Below are 22547 nucleotides of genomic sequence, written 5' to 3'. Positions count from 1 at the left end.
GATTGAGGCGCTAGTAGCGGGCGATGATCAGATCATCAAGGCTGCGCTTTGGCACATGGTGCACGCCTTCAGCGTCGCGCCAGTAGGTGGTTGCGCCGCTTTCAGGCATGCTGGCGACAACGCGGGTTTCCTTGGCAAGGCCAAGGCCAAGCACAAGAGCAATTTTCATGTCTTGCGGCACATTGAGCAGGGCAGGTGCGGCTTGATGGTCAAAAGACTGGATCATGCAGCAACCCCAGCCACGGCTGGTGGCGGCAAGCTGCATTGTCTGGGCGGCAATGCCCACGTCCATGCAGGTCAGATCCTTGCCGGACTGGGGCATGAGAATAGCCACAAAGGCTGTGGGGCGTTCACCGGGGTGCGGGCCGCCCCAGTCTTTCAAAGCGCCTGCCCAGCGGGTGAGGGCAAACAGTTTTTGGCAGGTTTCGCCATTGCCGACCAGCACGAAGCGCAGCTCCTGCCCGTTCTTGGCAGAGGGGGCAAGGCGGGCGCAGTCCACAAGCCATTCAAGATCAGTGATGGCAAGAGGCTGATCTTCGTAAAAACGGCGGCAGGTGCGGGCTGCTTCAGCTAGAGCTTTGAAATCCATAGCTTGCTCCTTGGTTTCGACGGGCCAAGCCCGTTTGATTGCGTCAGGCAGGCTCACCTTACACTGTAACCAGCAGGAACCACAACTGGCTCCACTGGATGCACGCACCAAGAAAATCGCCAGAAACGCCACCATGCAAGCGGGTTTTATCGATCATGCTGTGTACGAGCACAAACTGCCCGAGACCCAGCAGGGGTAAGCGCCAGAAAGGGCAGCTGCTGGTCACGAACACGAGCACAACCATACCTGCGGCCAGCAAAATCTGCCAGCGAGCCAGCTGCGGCGTTGAGCCCGCGCACGCAAGCCCGCCAAGCGATCGCTGTTCATACGGTACACTGTATGCGGCAAGCCAGATGCAGGCGGCACGGCCCCAGGCCGGGGCAAGCGCAAGCGCAATCCACTGGCCTTGTGCCAGATGCGCTGTAAGGCTTATCCACAGGCCGCTGAATGCCGCCAGCAGGTGCAGCGCGCCAAAAGCACCAAGACGGCTGTCGCGCAGGATGGTCCAAAATTTCTCGCCAACGGCTCCGCTACCGGTAGCATCGCCAAGATCGGAGAGCCCGTCCCAGTGCAGGCCGCGTGTAGACCATATTTCGCACAGTATCCATACCCAGGCAGCAATGGCAGCTGCAAGGCAATGCCCGGCAAAGCCATACTCTGGCTTGTCAAACGCCCACAAAGCGGCAACTGCTGCCACCGTGCACAGGGCGCCGACTACTAGCCCCACAGGAGCAAAAAAAGGCACGGCGGCTGTGAGCGAAGCGGCAGTGCAGTTTGTGCGGGGGGGAATGAGCCGGGTAAGAAAAGCCAGGGCATCATGAAAGCGCCCTGGCCATGTGGCAACGGTAGTGAGGGACACGGGCTTAGCGGGTTTGCGGGTGATTGAAAGCCAGAGCGTACAGGTGATGGAAGAAGTCCACGTATTCCACGTTGATTCTGTCCGGTACCTTGATGCGCGAAGGAGCAAAGTTGAGAATGGAGGTGATGCCTGCGTCCATCAGGTGCTGGGCGGCGCGCTGCGCCCTTTCCGGTGGCGTGGTAATGATGCCGATTTCAATATTGAGGTCGGTCACCATGTCCTTGAGATCGCGGGTGCAGTGCACTTCAAGACCGTGGACAATTTCGCCGATTTTGAACGGGTCGCAGTCAAAGATGCCCACGATGTTGAACCCGCGGGAACGGAATTCGCCGTGGTTGAGTATAGCCTTACCAAGGTTACCCACGCCGATAAGGGCCATGCGCCATTCGCGGTCAACACCCAACGACGAGGTGATGGCGGCAATGAGTGACTTTACATGATAGCCGACCCCGCGAATGCCGAATTCGCCAAAGTAGGCGAGGTCTTTGCGAACCTGCGAGCCGTTGACGCCGCAAGCTTCAGCAAGGGGATTCGAGGAAATAACCTCGACATTATCGCGAGAAAAATTTTCAAGCACCTGCACGTAGGTTGCGAGGCGCTGGATTGTTGCTCTGGGAATGTGTTTGCTCTTGGGTGGGTTGACCATGGTGTACCTTCTCGGATGCGCAGCGTGTCGTATTGTTACAAGCCTTGTGAAAATGATTTTATAGCAGAAATACCGTGGGCGCAAGCTTTGTGAATTTGTATTGGCTCATCCGCACAAGCCTGCAAAATATTAAACAAATATCGACATATCTCGCTTCCTGTGATCTGCCCGTGATGCCTGCATCTGTCTGCCTGCACAGCTTTATGCCGACATCTATAGATAAGTTTAAATTCACCACTTTTCAAGCCGCTGCAATTGCCTGATGGTGCGTAGAATGCTTTTTGTTTCAGGTGGTTGCAAATATGTTTAGCTGTAGTAGATAATTAATACCATAAATGGTTACAAACGTTAAGTACATTGCTTACTTACAGAGGCAGATTGTCGCAATCCGAGCAATTTTTTTTCACAAACGACAGGCCAATAAACAACAAAAAGGGCGACCCAAGGGCCGCCCTTTTTGCAAATCAAACGATTCGAATTTACGCGTAGGGGTTGGCGTACAGCAGGATGAAGCTGATAACCAGGGCGTAAATGGCCAGCGATTCGATGAAGGCGAAGGCCAGAATCATGGTACCGGTGATCTTGCCGCTAACGTCAGGGTTGCGGGCAACGCCTTCGCAGGCGCCCTTCAGACCAAGACCCATACCGATGCCGCAACCGAAAGCGGCAATGCCGATGCCAAGGGCGGCGGCCAAGCAGGTGTAGCCCAGGGCCGAGGCGTCGAGCTGGTTGGCGGCGAAAGCCATGCTGGCCATGCCGAGAAGGGCCACGGTGTTCAGGGCGATCATCAGAAACTTACGCATGAGACACTCCTTGCACTGTTGTATTGTTGGGTCGTTATCGACCATTCCCCACTATGTGTCGTGTAAACGTCCCGCAATTTGCCGTTTTCAGGCGGCAGGCCGCAGGCAGCCTCTGGCCATTGGCCTAATGCTCGGGAGCTTCAAGCGCGCCCTTGATGTAGAACATGGTCAGCATGAAGAACACGAAAGCCTGCATGGTCTTGCCCAAGAGGAAGAGGGCGTAGATGGGCAGGGTGCCGAGTATGGGAGCCATTACGAAGAACAGCACCATAACGATTTCTTCACCGCGGATGTTACCGAAAAGACGGAGAGAGAGAGAAACCGGGCGCGACAGGTGCGAAACCACTTCAAGCGGAAACATGAGCGGAATGAGCACCTTGGAGGGGCCGGTGAAATGATGGATGTAGTGCGCCTTCCAGCGAATCAGGCCTACAGCGTTGTAGAACACCAGCACGAATACAGCCATGCACACGGTGGTGTTAAGGTTGGCCGTGGGGGCGTCAAAGCCGGGCACAAGACCCATCAGGTTCATGCCAAAAATGTAGATGAACATGCCAGCCAGAAGGCCAACGAACTTGCGTCCGTGATCGCCCATGGTGGCTAGGATGAAGTTCTCGATGGTGTCCACCAAGGCTTCGAAAAAGTTTTGCAGGCCTCCGGGAACCATGGTCAGCCGACGGCGCATAATCAACGCGACGGTGAACAAAATGGCCATACAGACCCAGGAGTAGAACACATGCTTGAATTCCACCATCTTTCCACCGATGGCGATCTCGTCCATGCCCATAAATGTGGAGAGCAATACCGGATGCGGCAAACCACCTGCCATGAGCCATGCCTCCTGGTGAATACGCGCCATAGCGCGGCTGTTAATGTTGGACCCGTGCGGGCCATTCCCCAAAATTTGCGGCCTGGACCTCAGGCCCTGCCAGTGTGTGGTAGCTTTACCCTAATCTGCACTGCGTCGCGGGCTTCGCGCTGCAAGTGCATAACTTGCCAGAGCACATGCTCCGGCGGCGACCATGCCGCCCACAAGGGCAAATACAGGAGCTTTGTAAATAATCAGCGATACGTACAGAACCGCTCCAACCAATACAAGCCTGCCTACCCAGCGCACCAGAACTATTCGCAAAAAAGCAGTGCTGTAATCGCCCAGCCCCTTGCGCAGAAAAAAGCGCGCCAACCCCCAAAACGTCCAGGCCATTATGGTCAGGCCCACTCCAAACCAGAAAAACCAAGGTGTGGCCGTAAAGGCCAGCCCGCCAACCAGCAATCCCGATGCGGCGAGCAAAATTTCGTTACGCAGCAGCACCCGTATGGCCGGGTGGTCTATGCCGCGTCGCCAAAGCCAGGCGTCAAGGCTGTGTATCATCTGTTTCAGTCTGAGCACGGCTGTTTTTCTTGCCTTGCCCCGTTGGGGGCGTTTCGTTTTGCTGTTCTGGCACAAGGCCTTTTCGGCGGGCGTCCTGTGCTGCCATTTTGCGCAGCAGCGCCTGGGTGTCGCGGTACACGTTCAAAAAACCTGCCGCAATGCCGATGAACAGAAAAACCAGCTTTCCCCAAGGGCCGGTTCCAAACCAGTGGTCTATTCCATAGCCAATGGCAAACCCGACTGCGGGGCCGCTCACCAGATGCAGGCCAATGACCCCTGTGTTGGCCATGGCTTCCATTCCGGTTTGCTGCTGCTTAAGAAAATCCTTGAACGACATAAGGCCTCCGCGCACATGGCTCTCGGAACCCGTAGCGTCATGGTCCCCTTAACGCTGTTCAAATTATCACAGGCGACCTGACGCGTCAATGACTTTGGGCGGAAACTTGTGATTACGCTGCATTCCTTGTGCCTCGCAAGGCCAGAAAAGCGGCTGTTGATACCAAAAATCGGCCCTCAAAAAAAATGAGCACGGGTCAAAAAAAGGAGGTGTTAATCCTTGTGCCAAAGGCTCACGCACTCAAGGTGGGGCGTATGGGGAAACAGATCTACGGCCGCCAGCGCCTTCAGTCTGTAGTTTTTGCGTATCCGGGCCGCGTCGCGAGCCTGGGTGGAGGGGTTGCACGATATATAAAGGATGCGCTTGGGTGCAATCCGCAGCAGGGCGTCCAGCGCTCGCGGTGAAAGTCCCGCACGTGGCGGGTCAACCAGAGCATCCGTTGCGGTGGGGTAGCTGACAGCCGGGTGATTGCCATCATCCTGCTGAAAAGCATCCGTGTCATTGCCATCTTGCACATTCTGCCCGGCAGCAAGAATGGTGGTCCACAGCGCGTCACTATCGCAGTCGGCCAGGCGTTCAAGCAGTAGGGCAGCGTCGCCCGCTTCGTACCGGCAGTGGCGTTGTCCCTGGCTGACGGCGTTGATTCGTGCCAGTTTTACAGCCTTGGCGTCCTGCTCCAGCCCCAGCAGGGCGGTGTAGTCTGGTGCCAGCAAAAGGCCGGGGGCGCCAGCTCCGCAGTAAAGATCAAGCAGACCCCGCTGGCTTGCGTCATCAGTATCCGCATCGGTCAGCATGTCGCAGGCAGTGCGGGCCAGCACCTGAGCAGCGCCGGTGTTGACCTGAAAGAACGAGGCCGCATCGAGCGCAAAAAAAGTACCGTTCAAAGGCTGAAAGAGGCGGGCGGCAGCAGGATTTTCAGTGCCGGTGGCGTCCAGCGTCTGTACACGTTTTTCGCCAAAGGCAAAGGTGTCGGCAGTGGCACGTTCTTCATGGACAAAGGCAGCAATCTGGGGAAACGCCGCCAGAAGCTCGCGCCCCATGGCGCGCACGGTGCCCCGTTGCTGTTCGTCGCCGGGGCTAGTGATGCAAAGTGCCCACCAGCGCGGAGTGCGCAGATCGGCAGCCAGGCCGCGACGCAACACAAAAAAACGCCAAAAGCCATGATCTGCAGAATTGTGCCCTGGCGTATAATAATGATTGGAGGTGCGGCGATCCTGGGCGTACCCGCGGTCGCGTCCTCGTTGCTTGCGGAAGGAGGTTTCAGTGCGTTCGGCCGCCTGCTCTCCTGGGCGCGTATCTGGAGGAATGTAGGCGGCAAAGCCACTTTTGGCGGCCAATTCGCCTGCAAGGTCGACCATGCGCAGGGCTTCGGCGGGCATAAGCGCGCAGCCGGGCACGGCCACCACATCCCGCCCGCTGCGCCGGCGCATGCCAAGGCGCAGTTTGTCGCCGTGCGCGGTGTCAGGGCCAAAGGCAAATTCCATCTTGTTGCGAAAACGCGTGGGGGAGGGTGAGGGTGCAACCGGTCCCATCATGGTTTCAGCCGTGGCCCGCTCAAGCCCGCCTATGCGACACAGAGCGTCAATGGCGATGGTGCGCTTCCAGAACAACTGTTGCCCGTAGGGCATGGTCTGCAGGGGGCAGCCGCCGCACTCGGCATGATGTGGGCAGATGGGCTGTGCGGCGTCAGGCGCATCGCGCAGCAGCTCGTGTTTTTCGGCTTCAATAAATGATGCCTTGCGGCGTGTGACCCGGGCCAGAATTCGCTGGCCGGGCAGGGCATGCGAAACAAAGACCACGGTGCCGCCGCCCTCTCCCTCAACGGGTGCAAGGCGTGCGATGCCGCGTCCATCGTGCGAGAGCGCGGTGATGTCAACAGTGATAAGGGATGTAGCGGCATTCATGGCGCTCAAGAGATAGCAGCAGGCTGACCAGTGCGCAAGGGCGCGCAGGGAAGACCGAGAAAGTGGTTGCTGGACGCAAAAGAGTTGTGTATTCTCGCCATTCGCGCAAGTCGCGGACTGTTTGGCGAGTTTTGCAAAATATTCTGCAAAACGCGCTTGACATTTGTCGGCCTGTGGGGCAAATATGCCTTTCTCTTTTTGGAGGTTGATATGTACGCGATTATCGAGACCGGCGGAAAACAGTACCGCGTCGAAGAAGGTTCCAAAGTAGTTGTGGAAAAGCTTGCGGTTCAGACCGGAAGCGAAATTTCTCTGGACAAGGTGCTGATGGTCGGCGGCGCTGAATGCAAAGTCGGCGCTCCCTATCTTGCCGGGGCCGCCGTTACGGCGGAAGTGGTGGATCACGGGCGCGGACCCAAGATCAAGGTGTTCAAGCGCTGGCGTCGTAATGACTCGCGCAAGCTGCGCGGTCATCGCCAGGATTACACCACCATTCGCGTTAAGAGCATCAACGCCTAGAACCCGGTTTTGCCGAGGTTCGGGCAAGCCGCGGGCATGGCTTGCCATTAAAGCTCTGCACTTGTGCAGCGCACGTTGAGCGATATTTATATTCTGCCCCGCCGGTCCATAGGGTCGGCGCCCCAGGGAGGCTACCATGGCACATAAGAAAGCAGGCGGCTCTTCGCGCAACGGCCGCGACAGTGAAGGCCAACGCCGCGGCGTAAAGCGTTTTGGCGGTCAGAGCGTTCTGGCTGGCAATATTCTGGTGCGTCAGCTCGGCACTACCGTTTACCCCGGTGTAAACGTGGGCATGGGCAGGGATTTTACCCTGTTCGCCAAAGTGGCTGGCGTTGTGCGCTTTGAGAAGTATATCCGCAAGCGCCGCGTTCACACGCGCGTGCATGTGGAAGCGGCCGCCGACTAAGCGCGGCCGCGTGGAATTTGCCGATGAGGGAAGGGGCCGCGAGGCTTCTTCCCTTTCGGTGTTTGTGCTGGGGTATGCGTGGCCGTGTGCCACCGCCAAAAAGCAGCCAGCTGCCGCAGGCCATGCCTGCGGCAAAGTGCTGGCTTGTGGTGTCGCTATGGTTTGCGGCACGTTTGGAACGGCAGCCCCATATAAAAAACGGTGCAGCAGCAAGGCTGGCGCACCGAGCGGACTGACCGCAAGGATATCCCATGCGTTTTGTAGATGAAGCTCGAATTCAGGTGCGCGCAGGTAAGGGCGGGCATGGTTGCCTCTCGTTCCGGCGCGAAAAATTTGTGCCGCGCGGCGGGCCAGACGGCGGCAACGGCGGCGACGGTGGCTCGGTTCTTTTGAAGGCCGACGGCCGTTTGCTGTCGCTCTACGATTTTCGCCTCAAGCGCCTGTACGAGGCCCGCAATGGCAGCCCCGGCGAGGGCAGCCAGTGCGATGGCAAAAAAGGCGAAAACATGGTGCTGCACCTGCCGGTGGGCACGCTTGTTTTTGCCGAAGGTCCGGACGGCGAGGAACTGCTGGCCGACCTCAGCGATCCCGATGCCGAAGTGCTGGTGGCCCGTGGTGGTCGCGGGGGCAAGGGCAACGAACATTTCAAGTCTTCGACCATGCGCGCCCCGCGTTTTTGCCAGCCCGGTGAACCCGGTGAGGAAAAGAACCTGCGCCTTGAGCTGAAGATTCTGGCCGACGCCGGTCTGCTGGGCCTGCCCAATGCGGGCAAGTCCACCTTTATCACCCAGGTTTCGGCGGCGCGGCCCAAGATTGCGGCCTACCCCTTTACCACGCTCACGCCCAACCTTGGCGTCATGATCGACGAGGTTGACCCAGACCGCCGCATGGTCATTGCGGACATTCCCGGTCTGATCGAAGGCGCGCACGAAGGGCAGGGCCTTGGCCTGCGTTTTCTCAAGCATGTGGAGCGCACGCGTTTTCTGGTGCACATTCTGAGTGTCGAAGACGTGGGCGACGAAGACCCGTGGGCAGGTTTCAACCTCATCAACGAGGAACTGCGCCGCTTTGACGCAGAGCTCGGCGAGCGCCAGCAGATTGAGGTGGTCAACAAGATCGACCTCATCACGCCCGAGCGGCTGGAAGAGCTCAAGGCTCGCGCCAAGGCCGACGGCCGTGACATCTACTTTATTTCTGCGCGCGACGGCATTGATATCGAGCCGCTGGTGGAAGAACTGTGGCGCATGCGCGACGAAACCTCCAGCCACGCGCCCATTCTGCATTTTGCGGAACTTGACGGGGACGAGGAAGAAGAATTCCCCGAAATCGAAGTGATCTATACCCGCGAATAGCGGTCTGTGGAGCATTTATGGCAGCCCCCAGGGAAGACTGGCAGCAGGAACGCACAAGGGTGCTTGCGCAGGCGCGGGTTGTGGTTGTTAAGGTTGGCAGCGCGGTTTTAACCGATGCCAACGGCCTGAGCGCGCCCGTGCTGGAAAATCTGGCCGGGCAGCTGGCCCGGCTGCGTACCCTGCTGCCCCAAGGTACCGCTGGTGCCGAAGGCAGTGCGGAGCCGCGCCGTCTGGTGCTGGTTTCTTCCGGGGCCGTGGCCGCCGGCAGGGCAGCGCTCAGCTCGCGTGGGCATGTGGTTGAAACCACGGGCCTTGCGGCGCGTCAGGCTGCTGCGGCGGTTGGCCAGGGGCAGCTGATGCAGGCCTGGGACAAGGTTTTTCTTGCCCACCGCATGCCCACGGCGCAGGTCTTGCTTACCCGAGACGACCTGCGCGCGCGCCAGCGTTTTCTCAACGCCCGCAATACCTTCGCCGAGCTGCTGGAATGGGGCGTTCTGCCCATCGTGAACGAGAACGACACCGTATCCATCAGCGAGCTGAAGTTTGGCGACAATGACTGTCTGGCCAGCCTCTTGGTCAATCTCACCGGGGCAGACCTGTTCATAAATCTCACCTCCGCATCTGGAGTGCTGGCCGCCGACCCGCAGAAAAATCCGCAAGCTCCCATACTGGATCACATTGACGACGTGGCAGCACTCGACCTAGGGCAGCTGTGCGGAGGTAAAACCTCGGTAGGTACGGGCGGCATGTATTCCAAACTGCTGGCAGCCCGCCGTGCCTCGCAGATTGGTGTGCCCACCCTGATTTTGCCGGGGCGCGAACCTGATGTCATCATTCGGGCTTTTGCGGCCTGCGGTGTGTGCGATGCCCCGGAAGGGCGCACACCCTTTACCGGTGGCACGTGGGTTTGCCCCGCGCGCCATGCCATACCGCGCCGCAAGTTCTGGCTGGCCTATCAGTCTGACCCGGCGGGCAACGTGCATGTGGATGCTGGCGCGGCCAGGGCCTTGCTGCACAAGGGCGGCAGCCTGCTGCCCGGGGGGGTGTTTCGCGTTGAGGGCAGCTTTCAGCAGGGGGCGCTGGTGCGTGTGCTGCACGAAGGCCAAAGCCTTGGCGTGGGCCTTTCCAACTACAGCACCTCAGACCTCAAAAAGATTATGGGCCTGAAAAGGCATGAGGTGGCCGCCATTTTGGGGGATGCACACTATCCCGAGGTTATCCATCGTGACAACCTGCTGCTTGACGCGGCAGTGTAAATAAAAAAGGCCGGGTTTTCCCGGCCTTTGTCATTTAGTGCCCTGAAAATATCTGTGAAACTGGCCGGAGCTTCCGGCCTTTTTGCTTTATGGTAGCAACCTACGCGTGCGAGCGCGATTTTTTGAAGCGGATGAAAATCTCGCGCAGCTCCTGTCGCGAAAAACCCATCACCGCAGGCATGCTCAGGCACAGCAGAGCGATGGCGGCAGTGTACATGACGCCCGATGCCAGAAAGCGCGGCAAGGAATCAATATCGCCAAGACCCAGATACAGGGTCGCCTCTCGGCAGCCAAAAGCGAGCATCAGCAGCACTGCAAGGCTCCACACCTGATGGGCCACATTGCGCCAGAACTTGAGGGGAATAAAGCGCGAGGCCAGCCACAGGTAGATATTGACCGTGATGATCTGCACACACACGGTTTTGATGGCAAGGCCAACGGCACCGAGCCCGAGGCCCAGATATTCCGGCGGCGCAAGCAGAAACCATGCGGTGCTGAAGCCATAAATGCACTCGAGCGCGGCCATGTTGCGCAAAATTTTGGTGCGCCCTGTGGCGTGAAATACCGAGCCCGCCAGCTGCCCGTAGGCCTGGTGCAGGGGGTAGAGCGCCATGATCTGCACGGGCAGGGTGGCAGCGGCAAACTGCGCGCCGCCAAAAAAATTCACCAGCGCCGAGCCTTCGGCTAGGGTAAAGCACGAAAAATAGGCGGCTACAACATACAGCAGGGGGGCAAAGCGCGTAAGCAGGCGGCCCATTGCCTCGCGGTCGTTATTGCCCCAGGCAATGGAAAGTTCGCGCATCACAAGAGGGGTCATGGCCGAAACAAAAAGGAAACAGGCCATGCTGACCTTTTGCGAAAGGGCAAAAAAACCTTGTTCTACGCTGCCGTCAAACCACTGCAGCAACCAGCGCTCGGCTGAAAGCAGCAAAAAGGAGAGCAGCGCCTGCACAAACAGCGGGTGACTATAATTGAAAAATTCTCGTCCGTAGGCACGGGTCTGTTCTGGCGTAAGGTGAAAATGCAGGGGAATGCCAGCCGCGCGCCAGTAGTTGCGCGTTACCAGCCAGTATCCCAGGGCAGTAGCCCCAAGCATCAGGTATTGCTGGGCGAACAGGGTATTGATGTTGAGCCAGTCGGCCCAGAACATAACCCCAAGCAGCCCCACTGTGAGCAGCGAAACAGCCGTGCGCACCATCTCGGATGAAACAGTCGCGCCAACAGCATCGTTCATGGAGCGCAGCACACGCCCCCACCAGGTCAAAAAGGCCCACATGGCCGCCAGCGGAGCCAGCCAAAGCGGCACATCGGGCATGAGCAGCTCGCCCGCAAGGGGAAACTGCAACAGGGCGGCCGCCAGCAGAATAATGCCAAACACCGCCGCCGTAACGCGCATGTAAAAGCCAATGAGGCCTGTTTCGGCCTGCCGGCGCGAAAGGGAATTGTAAAAGCAGGTGGATGTGCCCATGTCCAGAAAGCCCGAAAGCTGCTGGAACAGGTTGGTGGCAAAGCTGTAATTGCCGTACATCTGCGGCCCGAGCGCGCGGGGCAGAATGGCCTCCATGGCGAGGTAGACCGGAACGGAGGCAATATTGGCCACAAGCTTGAAGATATAGCGGCGGGCCAGGGTGGGAGTAGAGCTTTGCATGCCGGGAAATTAGCTCACTTCGGCTGCGCGCTCAAGAGCGCGGAGGCATGACTGAAAAAAATACCTTGCTGAGGGCAGTATTCTGCCGCCCGGGGGCCGTTTGCCCGTGTTTACGGGCGTAAAAATTTGCCGTAACATCGGCTCTCCCCTTGCGGGCGCAGGGGGAATGTTTGTTGTTCCTACCATAAGGATACCGCCATGGATGATGAAGCACGCAGCAAAAAAATGAAGTCCGGGCTTGAAAAAGCCCCTCACCGCTCCCTGCTCTATGCTCTGGGCCTCACCAGAGAAGAGATGGATCGTCCTCTGGTAGGTATTGTGAATGCCGCCAGCGAAGTTGTTCCCGGGCATATGCACCTGAACAGCCTAGCCGACGCGGTCAAGGCCGGTGTACGCATGTCGGGCGGCACGCCCCTGCAGTTTCCGGCCATTGCCGTGTGCGACGGCCTTGCCATGAACCATGAAGGCATGCGTTTTTCGCTGCCTTCGCGTGAATTCATAGCGGATTCCATTGAAATTATGGCCCGCGGCCATGCCTTTGACGCCCTGGTTTTTATTCCCAACTGCGACAAGTGCGTGCCCGGCATGCTCATGGCCATGATGCGCCTGAACATTCCCTCGGTGCTGGTTTCCGGCGGCCCCATGCTGCCCGGCGACATCGGCCCCGGCAAGCGTGGTGACCTCATCACCGTGTTTGAAGCCGTGGGCAAGGTGCGCAGCGGCGCCATGAGCGAAGAAGAGCTGGAATACATGGCCGAGCGGGCCTGTCCCGGTTGCGGCGCGTGCGCGGGCATGTTCACGGCCAATTCCATGAACTGCCTGTCTGAAACCATCGGCGTGGCTCTGCCCGGCAACGGCACCATTCCCGCTGTGAGCGGCGCGCGCATTCGCCTGGCCAAAAAAGCCGGCATGCACGTGATGGATCTGCTGCGCAAAAATATCCGCCCGCTGGATATTGTGACGCCCAAGTCGGTGGCCAACGCCGTGGCCGTGGATATGGCCCTTGGCTGCTCCACCAATACCGTGCTGCACCTGCCCGCCGTTTTTGGCGAGGCCGGTCTCAAGCTGGGCCTCGATATCTTTGACGAGGTGAGCAAAAAGAGCCCCAACCTGTGCAAGCTCTCCCCGGCGGGCAAGCACTACATGGTTGACCTCGACAACGCTGGCGGCATCCCCGCCGTGATGACCGAGCTGGACAAGCTGGGCCTGATCAACAAGGACTGCATGACCGCCACGGGCAAAACCGTGGGCGAGAACCTCAAGGACATGAACGCCCGCGTTCTGAACCCCGAGGTTATCCGCAGTGTTGAAAACCCCTATTCCAAGCAGGGCGGCATTGCCATCCTGCGCGGCAGCCTGGCCCCCGGCGGCGCTGTGGTAAAGCAGTCGGCCGTGGCACCTGAAATGATGTGCCGCGACGTGAAGGCCCGCGTGTTTGAGTCGGAAGAAGACGCCATGAAGGCTATTCTTGACGGCAAGATCAAGGCTGGCGACGGCGTGGTGATCCGCTACGAAGGCCCGCGCGGCGGTCCGGGCATGCGCGAGATGCTTTCGCCCACTGCGGCCATTACCGGCATGGGCCTTGGCAAGGACGTGGCCCTGCTGACCGATGGCCGCTTCTCTGGCGGCACCAACGGTGCAGCCATAGGCCACATTTCGCCCGAAGCGGCGGACGGCGGCGTTATCGCGCTGGTGCAGGAAGGCGACATCATCCATATCGACATTCCCAACCGCAAGCTTGACCTGCTGGTGGACGAAGCGGAGCTTGAGAAGCGCCGCGCTGCCCTTGTGGTGCCCAAGAAAGACTGCCCCTACCCGGTGCTGCGGCGCTATGCCTACCTGGTCAGCTCGGCGGCCAACGGCGGACGTTACAAGGACATTTAAGAATATCGGCAACAAATGATTAAAAACCCCCACGGGCCCGAGCTGATGGCTGCCCCGTGGGGGTTTTCTGACCCTCGGGCAGAGGGCTGGGTGCGAGGAAAGAACACATGGCGTTTCTGCATGCCCTGGGGGGCGTTTTTGGGCTCATGCTCATGGGCTTTGTGGGGTTTATGCTGGCTGCGCGCAACTGGTTTGGCGCGGAAACGCGCATCATGCTGCCCCGGCTGATCACGCAGATAGCTCTGCCGCCCTTTCTCATGTACACCATCATGCATTCGTTTCACCGCAACGAACTGCTCATGCTGGCCAAGGGGGCGCTGCTGCCTCTGGGCTCTGTGGTGCTGACCTTTTTGCTGGCAATGGTTCTTGCCAAGCTTGCGCGTATCAAGCGACAGCACTTTGGCCTGTTCTGCGCCAGCGTGTCCAACTCGAACACCATATTTGTGGGTATCCCCGTAAATCTGGCCCTTTTTGGTGAAACCTCGGTGCCCTACGTGCTGCTCTATTACGCCGCGAGCACCGTGTTTTTCTGGACAGTGGGGCAGTACTCCATCACCTGCGACATTACGGACAGCAAGTGCTGCATACCCGTGCGCACGCGCCTGCTGCAGGTGTTTTCTCCGCCGCTTATGGGATTTATGACGGGCATCGGCCTGATCCTGCTGGGTGTGGAACTGCCGGAATTTTTGCAGAACGTGGCGCGCTCACTGGGCAACCTTACAACACCGCTGGCCATGATATTTATTGGCATTTCCATCTACGACATGGGGCTGCGCAGCATAAAGATCAGCAAGGACATGGCCCTGCTGGTGCTGGGGCGCATGGTGCTGGGGCCGCTGGTCATGTGCGGCTTTCTGTATTTCTTCCCCGTACCTGCGCTCATGGGCAAGGTGTTCATCATTCAGGCTTCACTGCCGGTGATGGCCCAGGCCGCCATCTTGAGCGCCCACTACCACACAGACCCGGAATTTGGCGCGCAGGCGGTGAGCCTCACAACCCTGCTTTCCATGGGCACAATCCCGCTCTACATGGTCATTTTTTAGCAGTCGAAAAAGCCTGGCGCAAAAACAGCAAGGCCGCCGATCATGAAGATCAGCGGCCTTGTTTGCATTATGGCTGCAAAAACTATTTTGCGCTTTCAGCCAGCACGTCGAGCATGAGGGCGTCGGGCTTTTTGGAGCAGGCGTCAAGATAGGCCTTGAGCGTGTCATCGTTGACCAGCACCGATGCAGGTTTGCCGGTTTTGCCACGGTTGTACGCGTCAAGCCAGATCACAAAGCCGCTGCCGTCTTCGGCATTGGCGGTGTAATCCTTGCACAGGGTTTTGTCGGCACGCCAGGTGCTCTGGGTATCCACAGGAAAGGTCTTGCGGGCTTCCTGCCACACAGTGGCGACTTTCTTGGAGGGGTCAACCTGGCAGGCCGCGTATACCTGACCCAGCATGGGGGCGAGAGTTTCAGGGTCGGCAATGGGATTGCCCATCTTGGCGCTCACATAACCGTCAATTTGCAGGCCTTCAAAGATGGGCGGCTGGCCGCCGTCGGTCATGGGCTGGGTGATGAGCTCGGCGCAGATGTAAATGGAAGGATCGATCTTGTCGTTACCAGCCTGAACAGCCACAGGCAGTCCAAGCATCAGGCAACCGAGAATAAGCAGCTTTTTCATGAATACTCCCTTGAAGAAAGTGTTGTACTTCCTTGACCCACACAGGCGTCCCTGTCAACTGCCGTTTTTGCGCCTCAGGGCAACCTGCGCCAGTGCTGCTGGCTGAAACCGTTTGAACAGGGAACTCGAGGTGGGCGAGGCGGTGGGCAAACCGTGCAGGTAAAAACAGCGGGGGCTTCCTGCTGCCACTGGCAAGCACGGAAGCCCCCGTATGAGCATTATGCGGTATGCCGCACGCCGTTACAGTTCGGGCGGCAGATCCTGCAATTCCTGCCATGTGAATACGGGGCCGTCCACGCACACGTAGCGCCCGCCGATATTGCAGCGGCCACAGATGCCGACGCCGCACTTCATGCGTTTTTCAAGCGTGGTCACGATGTTTTCAGGCGCAAAGTTGAGCTTTTGCAGGGCCTGCACCGTAAACTTGATCATGATGGGCGGGCCGCAGAGCACGGCCACACAGTTTTTGGGGTCGGGGTTCAGTTCCAGCAGCACGTTGGGGATCAGGCCCACCTTGTGCGGCCAGCCGTCAAAGGGGGCGTCGATGCACAGGGTGCAGTCCAGATCGTCGCGGCGCAGCCAGTCTTCCGTTTCATAGCTGAAGGCCATGTCGCGCGGGGAGCGTGCGCCGTAGAGCAGGCTCACCTTGCCAAAGTCGGCGCGGTGTTCCAGCACGTGCAGCATGATGGTGCGTATGGGTGCCATGCCGATGCCGCCGCCCACAAAGAAGATGTCCTTGCCCTTCCAGTCGGCGTAGGGAAAGTGGTTGCCCAGGGGGGCGCGCACGCCCACCTTGTCGCCAGGCGACAGCCGGTGGATGGCCGAGGTAACCTCGCCCGCCTGCATCACGGAGAACTGAAGATAGTTCTTCTGCGACGGCGGCGAGTTGATTACAAAGGTGGATTCACCAGCGCCGAATACCGAGAGCTGGCCCACCTGGCCGGGCTCGTAGGTAAAGGACTTCATGGCTTCTTCATCGTCCAGCACCACGCGCAGGGTCTTGATGTTGCCCGTTTCCTGAATCACTTCGGCCACGGTGGCGGCCATGGGCAGGTAGGGGTTGCCCTGCATCATGGGGCGGGCGGTTATTTCGCGCAGCATGCCGCCGTCGGCCGAGGGCTTGAGGCCCGGCTTGGCGGCGGGTTTGGCAGCGGTTACGGGCTTGGTATCCACAACCGCTTCTGCTGCAGCTTGGGCGGGGGCGGCTTTCTTTTCAGGCGCAGCCTTGGAAGTTGTAGCTTTGCCGGTAGTTTTTTTGGTGGCCATGTCTGCTCCTACTTGTCCGTGGACTTTTTGTCATCGGTACCGTCGTCAATGGCGGCCAGCACGATGGCGCGGATGTCCACGCAGACGGGGCAATTGCTGATGCATCGGCCACAGCCGCTGCACGAGAACGCGCCCCAGTTTTCAGGATAGGTGGAGTACTTGTGCGACACGCGGTTGCGCATGCGGAATGCCTTGAGCATGCGCGGGTTATGGCCGCTGGCCTCACGCGTGAACAGCGAGGACATGCAGTTGTCCCAGCTGCGCAGGCGGCGTCCGCCCTTTTCGCTCAGTCCTTCGCCCTCGTCGGTGATGGTGAAGCAGTAGCAGGTGGGGCAAAAGTAGGTGCAGGCCCCGCAGGAAATGCAGCGGTCGGTCTGATCCTGCCAGAACTGCGTGTCGGTAAAGCGGGCTGCCACCTTTTCGGGTGCGCTCTTGATATTGGGAGCAGGCACAAGGCTGGCCCAGGCCTCCTTGCGCGCCGCCTCGGCCTTGTGGAACAGCTCGGCCCCTTCGGCAAGCGAAGAATTGGCCAGCAGTTCCTCACCCTTGGGGGTGATGGCCTGCAGCACATAGCCGCCCTCGATCTCGGTCATGAGCACGTCCGAGCCTTCGGGCGAGGTGGGGCCGCCGCCAACCCAGTGGCAGAAGCAGGTGTTGCAGCCGCTGCCGCAGGTGAGCGTAACCACCGCAAGCTGCTCGCGCCGGGCCTTGTAGTAGGGGTCGGCGTAGGGGCCCTTGAGGTAGGGACGGTCAAGCACGGCATAGCCGCGCGCATCGCAGGGACGGCAGGCAAAAACCACGGTGGGCTGGGCCTCGGGCTTGTCGTCCAGACTCATGGTGACGCGCTCGAGGTTATCCGGGTCCTTGGTTTTTTTGTAGCGCACCAGAGTTTCGCATTGGGGCAGCACGGCCTCCTTGGCGGGCACGGTGGCCTTTTCCATGGTAAAGGGCTTGCCTTCCTGCCAAGGTTCAAAAACCACAGAGCGCTTGTTGGCGGGCTTTTCTACCGGCACCAGCACGCGGCGGCCATTCTGCGAGAGGTGGGCAAGAAACGCGGGCAATCCGTCGGGTGTTACAAAGCGTATCGTGCTCATTTCCAGTCCCTCTCGTGAATGTTCTTTTCAACCACTTCATAGCCCAGCAGGGGCGGCACGTCGTCCGGGTTGAGGCCGGGCTGGTAGCCGTCAAAAAGCTGGGCCACCGCGCGGGCAATCTGCTGGCGCAGGGCCAGGATGGGAATGCCCACGGGGCAGGCGCGCTGGCATTCGCCGCAGCCGGTGCAGCGGCCAGCCAGATGCATGGCGTGAATGGTCTGGAAGAAGAGTTTTTCCTTGGCCGTGTCTTCCTGCGTCATCCAGTGCGGGTCGCGGCTGTCTGACACGCAGTAGTCGCGGCATACACACATGGGGCAGGCGTTGCGGCAGGCGTAGCAGCGCAGGCAGCGGTCCATCTGGCCGCGCCAGAAGGCAAGCCGTTCGTCCAGGGTCATGGAATCGAGCAGGGCCAGCTCCGGCGGGGTACCCGCCGCGCCGTCCACCTTGACGGGCTGGCCCAGCAGGGTGTCGGAAAGCACCGCCGATGGCGTGGTGCAACCGTAGCATTTGCCCTGGGCGTATTCTGTCATGCAGAAGCGGTGGGCCTTGCCGTCGGCGGTGATGGTAACACCGGCCTCGTCGTAGCTCACGCTGTCGATCTTGGTGTAACGGCCCATATCCTGGTTGACGCGGGCCATGTCCAGCGTGCCCTCGCAGGGCAGGGCAAAGATGGTCACGTCTTCGCGGCGGATCAGGTTTTCCTGCAGCAGTTCGACCACCGAGCGCGAGTCGCAGCCCTTGACCACAATGCCCACCTTCTTGCCCTTGAACGAGGGCAGGTACACAGCGGGATTGTTGACGTTGAAGGGCCCCCATACCAGCTTGTCCACGTCCTTGGGAGTCTTCATGAACAGGGGCACGGTATGGGCCTCGTCGTAGCCCTGCTGCCAGCCCAGCACACAGTCGAGCTCGGGCAGTTTGGCCTTGATGGCTTCCTTGAGCTCGACAAGGGCGGCGTTTTGCCCTGTGCCGAGGGAACGCAGCGAGGTCAGCGCCATGTCGGCGATTTTGAGCAGCGGTTCCGGGTCTTCGAGCTTGGGCGCGGGGCCGAGCTTGTGGATGCGGTCGGTAAAGACCGTAACCACCTGCTGCCAGCGCTGGCCTTCGGATGCCGAAACCCAGGTGTATTCAAAGCGGCGTTCGTCAATGCCCAGCACGGGCAGGAACTGCTTGAGTACCTCAAGGCGGCGGCGGGCGTAAAAGTTGCCCGCGGCATAGTGGCAGTCGCGCGGGTGGCAGCCGGAAACCAGCACGCCGTCCGCGCCGTTGAGCAGCGCCTTGACGATGAACAGGGGGTCAATGCGGCCCGAGCATGGCACCCGGATGATGCGCAGGTCGGTGGGCTGGGTGGCGCGGGCCACACCGGCCGTATCCGCACCGCCATACGAACACCAGTTGCAGAGAAAACCTACAATTCTAAGTTCTTTGCCGTTCAGCACTGGCATAAGGCGTTTACCTCCGCAAGGATCTGGTTGTCGGTAGCGTGTGAAAGCTGGATGGCCCCCTGCGGACAGGTGGACGTGCACAGACCGCAGCCCTGGCAGACAGTTTCAATAACCTGCGCCTTGCCCTCGCCCCGGATTTCCACTTCCTTGATGGCGCCAAAGGGGCAGCAGCGTATGCACTTGCCGCAGTTGACGCAGCGGCGGATATCCACCTGGGCGATCTGCGGGTCGCTTTCAAGCTTGTCCTTGGCGAAGAGCGAAAGCACCTTGGCCGCAGCAGCGGAACCCTGGGCCACAGAGGCGGGAATATCCTTGACCCCCTGGCACACGCCCGCCAGATACACACCGGCGGTATTGGTTTCCACAGGTTTGAGCTTGACGTGGCTTTCCATGAAAAAGCCGTAGCTGTCGTAAGAAATGCGCAGCTTTTCTGCCAGCTGGGGCGAACCCTTGCTGGCCTCGACGCCCACGGCAAGCACCACGAGGTCGGCCTTGATCTCCACAGGCTGGCCCAGCAGGGTATCCACGCCCATGACCGTCATCTGGCCGTTACCGTCGGGGTAAATCTGCGACACGCGGCCACGGATGTATTCCGTGCCGTATTCTTCCATGGCGCGGCGGGTAAACTCGTCGTACATCTTCCCGGGAGCGCGGATGTCCATGTAAAAGACAAAGGAGTGCGAATCGGGGATGTGATCCTTGGTCAGAATGGCCTGCTTGGCCGTGTACATGCAGCAGAAGCCGGAGCAGTAGGGACGGCCCACGGATTTGTCGCGCGAGCCAACGCACTGCACAAAGACGATGTTCTTGGGCTCCCTGCCGTCAGAGGGGCGCTTCACATGGCCGCCCGTGGGGCCGGATGCGGAGAGCAGACGCTCGTACTGCAGGGAGGTGATAACGTCAGGGTAGGCACCGCCGCCGTATTCCTTGTACACGGTCCAGTCCATGAGGTCGTAACCGGTGGCGGCAACAATGCTGCCCACTTCTTCGGTGATGATCTCATCTTCCATGTCGTACTTGATGGCCCCGGTGGGGCACACCTTGGCACACACGCCGCACTTGCCCTTGAGAAGCTGGCGGCAGAATTGCGGATTAATGACGGCCTTCTTGGGAATGGCCTGAGGAAAGGCGATGGTGATGGCCGTGGTGTTGCCCGTCAGCTCATTGAAGGTGTCGGGCGTTTTCTTGGCCGGGCACTTTTCGGTGCAGGCACCGCAACCTGTGCACAGGTTCCAGTCCACGTAAGTGGTGCGCTTGCGGATCTTGACCGTAAAGTTGCCCACATAGCCCGAAATGTCTTCCACTTCGGAATAGGCGTAAAGCGTGATGTTGGAGTGCTGGGCCACGTCCACCATCTTGGGGCCGAGAATACAGGCCGAGCAGTCGACGGTGGGGAAGGTCTTGTCCAGCTTGGCCATTTTGCCGCCGATGGTGGCATCGCGTTCCACCAACACAACGGGCACGCCGCCGTCGGCGCAGTCAAGCGCCGCCTGAATGCCCGCAACGCCGCCGCCAATGACCAGCACGCGCTTGTTGACGTCAAAGCTCTTGGCCATGAGGGGCTTGTTGTTGCGCAGCTTTTCCACCGCCAGGCGCACCAGTTCGGCGGCCTTGTTGGTGTTGGCTTCCATATCCTTGCCAATCCACGAAACGTGCTCGCGGATATTGGCCATTTCAAGCATGTAGCGGTTGAGCCCCGCGCGTTCCACCGTGCGGCGGAAGGTGGGCTCGTGCATGCGCGGCGAGCAGGAGGCCACAACCACGCCGTCGAGCTTGTGCTCGTGGATTGCTGCTTCAATGGCCGCCTGGCCCGGTTCGGCACAGGTGTACATGGGGTCGTCGGCATAGACCACGTCAGGATAGGTGCGGGCAATGGCCGCCACCTGGGCGCAGTCGACAGTACCGGCGATATTGCTGCCGCAGTGGCAGATAAAGACGCCTATTCTCATTACCTGCCTCCTTCAGCGCGGCGCAGTTCGTCGAGCTTGCGCATAAGGCCGTTGGGGCTCACGCACAGCTTGTTCAGGCCCAGCTCTTCCTCGGGCAGATCAAAGGCAATGCCCATCATCTGGGTAAAGTAGAGCACCGGCATGCGGAACCTGGTATCCATGGCCGCGCTGGCCTGATCCTGACGCAGGTCGAGGTTCATCTGGCAGAGCGGGCAAGCCACCACAACGGCGTCAGCGCCAAGGCGGGTGGCCAGCTCAAGGATGCGGCCCGAATTCTTGGCCGTCATGGGCCGCTCGGGAATGCCGAACGATGCGCCGCAGCAGGCTGTCTTGAGCGGAAAATCAAGCATCTCCGCCCCGCAGGCCGACATCATTTCTTCCATGAGCGTGGGGTTTTCGGGGTCGCCGAAGTTCATCACTTCGGCCGGGCGGCTCATGAGGCAGCCGTAGTAGGCCACAAGCTTGAGCCCCTTGAGGCTCTGGCGTACGCGGCCTGCAATAGCGCCCATATCCATCTGTGCGGCAATGCCCTGCATGACGGAGGTGACAGGCGGAAACTGTTTGGCCGAAGGGCCGTCGAGCAGTTCGTCAACGCGGCTGCGGAATGCGGGGTTTTCCATACGCTTGGAAGCCAGGCGCAGGTTTGAAAGACAGCTGGGGCAGGGGGTCAGCAGAACCTCGGCCTTTTGCTGGGCGGCGATATCAAGATTGCGTACGCACAACGCAGCCGAAAGCTCCGTGTCCACCGCGTGGGCCGGGGTAGAGCCACAGCAGTTCCAGTCGGGAATATCCACAAGCCTCATGTCCAGGGCTTTGCACACAGCCTGGGTGGACATTTCGTAATCTTTGGATGAACCTCTGGCAGAGCAGCCGGGGTAGTAGGCGAAATTCATGGGCGCACCCCCTCGCGCTTGGCGCGTTCCTTATAGCGCGTAAAGATACGGGTAACCGGCCCCGCCCCGCCGGGCAGAATATGGGGCTTGAGCCCCAGCTTGCCCTTTTTGAGTGCTTCTGGCGCAAGGTCAACGTCGGTAAACACACGGAGTGAGCGCATCATGTAGAGTGCCATGGTGCCGATTTCGTGGGTGCGGCCAAAGGTGCGCACCGTATCCAGGAAGGAGAACCAAAACTTTTCCACCTTGGGAACGGCCACGCGGCCTTCCTTGCGGGCCATGTGGCGCAGGGTCTCCATGACTCCGGCCACATCGATGTTGTTGGGGCACCGCTGGCTACAGGTGGAGCAGGACAGGCACATCCAGATGGAACGCGAATCAAGTACCGCGTCCTTCAAACCCAGCTGTACCGCCCGCATGATCTGATTGACCTGCAAGTCATAAACGAAACCTGCTGGACAGCCGGCCGTACAATTGCCGCACTGATAGCAGGTGGACACTTTCTGTCCGCTGTGCGCGTCCACTTCCTCCGTAAAGGCGGGGTCGCGCAGGCGGTTCAGGTTGATGGCGTCGTTCATGGGAACTCTCTGGTTAGAAGCTGATGGGGTGCCGCTGTGACAAGTCTGTCTACAACGCTACAGCAGAAAAAGTCAAAAATCT

The 22547-nt window shown here is 59.6% G+C and carries 21 protein-coding genes and 1 pseudogene; 6 read left to right on the top strand and 16 right to left on the bottom strand.

Going from position 1 to position 22547, the window contains the following annotated elements; all coding sequences use genetic code 11:
- Positions 1 to 10: 10 nt before the first annotated feature.
- The 8 genes from F8N36_RS15145 to F8N36_RS15110 all read right to left on the bottom strand — a co-directional run bounded on the left by F8N36_RS15145 (position 11) and on the right by F8N36_RS15110 (position 6510).
- On the bottom strand, positions 11 to 589 hold the full coding sequence (locus F8N36_RS15145) for a nitroreductase family protein (RefSeq protein ID WP_291333769.1): 579 nt from the start codon (positions 587 to 589) through the stop codon (positions 11 to 13).
- 58 nt (positions 590 to 647) lie between these two features.
- Complete coding sequence (locus F8N36_RS15140) at positions 648 to 1448, bottom strand: adenosylcobinamide-GDP ribazoletransferase (protein WP_291333767.1); 801 nt, start codon at positions 1446 to 1448, stop codon at positions 648 to 650.
- A 4-nt stretch (positions 1449 to 1452) separates the two neighbouring features.
- Positions 1453 to 2094, bottom strand: coding sequence for a redox-sensing transcriptional repressor Rex (locus F8N36_RS15135; protein ID WP_291333766.1), 642 nt, complete (start codon positions 2092 to 2094; stop codon positions 1453 to 1455).
- A 479-nt stretch (positions 2095 to 2573) separates the two neighbouring features.
- Positions 2574 to 2897 carry an ATP synthase F0 subunit C gene (atpE, locus tag F8N36_RS15130; RefSeq protein WP_136398720.1) on the bottom strand — a complete coding sequence of 108 codons (324 nt, stop codon included), beginning with the start codon at positions 2895 to 2897 and terminating at the stop codon, positions 2574 to 2576.
- Positions 2898 to 3021: 124 nt separating this feature from the next.
- Positions 3022 to 3726: a F0F1 ATP synthase subunit A gene (gene atpB / locus F8N36_RS15125; RefSeq protein WP_291333892.1), complete on the bottom strand. Its 705-nt coding sequence runs from the start codon at positions 3724 to 3726 to the stop codon at positions 3022 to 3024.
- A 120-nt stretch (positions 3727 to 3846) separates the two neighbouring features.
- Positions 3847 to 4287 carry a hypothetical protein gene (locus tag F8N36_RS15120; RefSeq protein WP_291333763.1) on the bottom strand — a complete coding sequence of 147 codons (441 nt, stop codon included), beginning with the start codon at positions 4285 to 4287 and terminating at the stop codon, positions 3847 to 3849.
- Entirely contained in the window at positions 4253 to 4606 is a 354-nt protein-coding gene (locus F8N36_RS15115; RefSeq protein ID WP_291333761.1) for an AtpZ/AtpI family protein, read from the bottom strand. The genes F8N36_RS15120 and F8N36_RS15115 overlap by 35 nt, the downstream gene beginning before the upstream one ends.
- 212 nt (positions 4607 to 4818) lie before the next feature.
- Complete coding sequence (locus tag F8N36_RS15110; protein WP_291333759.1) at positions 4819 to 6510, bottom strand: TRAM domain-containing protein; 1692 nt, start codon at positions 6508 to 6510, stop codon at positions 4819 to 4821.
- 210 nt (positions 6511 to 6720) lie between these two features.
- Here F8N36_RS15110 and rplU point away from each other — a divergent pair, with 210 nt between their 5' ends.
- The 4 genes from rplU to proB all read left to right on the top strand — a co-directional run bounded on the left by rplU (position 6721) and on the right by proB (position 10043).
- Positions 6721 to 7029, top strand: a complete 309-nt coding sequence (gene rplU, locus F8N36_RS15105) for a 50S ribosomal protein L21 (protein WP_291333757.1) — start codon at positions 6721 to 6723, stop codon at positions 7027 to 7029.
- 136 nt (positions 7030 to 7165) lie between these two features.
- Complete coding sequence (rpmA, locus tag F8N36_RS15100; protein WP_192112631.1) at positions 7166 to 7435, top strand: 50S ribosomal protein L27; 270 nt, start codon at positions 7166 to 7168, stop codon at positions 7433 to 7435.
- Positions 7436 to 7686: 251 nt separating this feature from the next.
- Entirely contained in the window at positions 7687 to 8787 is a 1101-nt protein-coding gene (obgE, locus tag F8N36_RS15095) for a GTPase ObgE (RefSeq protein ID WP_291333754.1), read from the top strand.
- A 17-nt stretch (positions 8788 to 8804) separates the two neighbouring features.
- A complete protein-coding gene (gene proB / locus F8N36_RS15090; RefSeq protein WP_291333752.1) occupies positions 8805 to 10043 on the top strand; it encodes a glutamate 5-kinase in 1239 nt (412 codons plus the stop codon).
- A 100-nt stretch (positions 10044 to 10143) separates the two neighbouring features.
- Here proB and F8N36_RS15085 read toward each other — a convergent pair whose 3' ends face one another.
- Positions 10144 to 11691, bottom strand: coding sequence for a lipopolysaccharide biosynthesis protein (locus F8N36_RS15085; RefSeq protein WP_291333750.1), 1548 nt, complete (start codon positions 11689 to 11691; stop codon positions 10144 to 10146).
- A 198-nt stretch (positions 11692 to 11889) separates the two neighbouring features.
- Here F8N36_RS15085 and ilvD point away from each other — a divergent pair, with 198 nt between their 5' ends.
- Together ilvD and F8N36_RS15075 are read left to right on the top strand one after the other, a co-directional pair.
- On the top strand, positions 11890 to 13575 hold the full coding sequence (gene ilvD / locus F8N36_RS15080) for a dihydroxy-acid dehydratase (RefSeq protein WP_291333748.1): 1686 nt from the start codon (positions 11890 to 11892) through the stop codon (positions 13573 to 13575).
- Positions 13576 to 13682: 107 nt separating this feature from the next.
- A complete protein-coding gene (locus tag F8N36_RS15075; RefSeq protein WP_291333747.1) occupies positions 13683 to 14618 on the top strand; it encodes an AEC family transporter in 936 nt (311 codons plus the stop codon).
- Between the two features lie 82 nt (positions 14619 to 14700).
- Here F8N36_RS15075 and F8N36_RS15070 read toward each other — a convergent pair whose 3' ends face one another.
- The 7 genes and pseudogenes from F8N36_RS15070 to F8N36_RS15040 form a co-directional block, all read right to left on the bottom strand.
- Positions 14701 to 15240 carry a hypothetical protein gene (locus tag F8N36_RS15070; RefSeq protein WP_291333745.1) on the bottom strand — a complete coding sequence of 180 codons (540 nt, stop codon included), beginning with the start codon at positions 15238 to 15240 and terminating at the stop codon, positions 14701 to 14703.
- Between the two features lie 240 nt (positions 15241 to 15480).
- On the bottom strand, positions 15481 to 16341 hold the full coding sequence (locus F8N36_RS15065; RefSeq protein WP_291333890.1) for an FAD/NAD(P)-binding protein: 861 nt from the start codon (positions 16339 to 16341) through the stop codon (positions 15481 to 15483).
- Between the two features lie 173 nt (positions 16342 to 16514).
- On the bottom strand, positions 16515 to 17600 hold the full coding sequence (locus tag F8N36_RS15060) for a 4Fe-4S dicluster domain-containing protein (RefSeq protein WP_291333743.1): 1086 nt from the start codon (positions 17598 to 17600) through the stop codon (positions 16515 to 16517).
- Positions 17597 to 19045, bottom strand: coding sequence for a hydrogenase iron-sulfur subunit (locus tag F8N36_RS15055; RefSeq protein ID WP_291333741.1), 1449 nt, complete (start codon positions 19043 to 19045; stop codon positions 17597 to 17599). The genes F8N36_RS15060 and F8N36_RS15055 overlap by 4 nt, the downstream gene beginning before the upstream one ends.
- Positions 19033 to 20994 (bottom strand): CoB--CoM heterodisulfide reductase iron-sulfur subunit A family protein, encoded by a 1962-nt coding sequence (locus F8N36_RS15050; RefSeq protein ID WP_291333739.1) that lies wholly within the window; start codon positions 20992 to 20994, stop codon positions 19033 to 19035. Before F8N36_RS15050 ends, F8N36_RS15055 begins: the two co-directional genes overlap by 13 nt.
- Positions 20994 to 21887 (bottom strand): CoB--CoM heterodisulfide reductase iron-sulfur subunit B family protein, encoded by an 894-nt coding sequence (locus F8N36_RS15045; protein WP_291333737.1) that lies wholly within the window; start codon positions 21885 to 21887, stop codon positions 20994 to 20996. Before F8N36_RS15045 ends, F8N36_RS15050 begins: the two co-directional genes overlap by 1 nt.
- Positions 21884 to 22507, bottom strand: a pseudogene (locus F8N36_RS15040) (4Fe-4S dicluster domain-containing protein); the annotation flags it as partial. The gene F8N36_RS15045 and the pseudogene F8N36_RS15040, both read right to left, overlap by 4 nt.
- Positions 22508 to 22547 lie beyond the last annotated feature (40 nt).

This window comes from Desulfovibrio sp. (assembly GCF_009712225.1).
Lineage (GTDB): Bacteria > Desulfobacterota > Desulfovibrionia > Desulfovibrionales > Desulfovibrionaceae > Desulfovibrio.
This window is presented reverse-complemented; position numbering and strand designations above follow the sequence as displayed.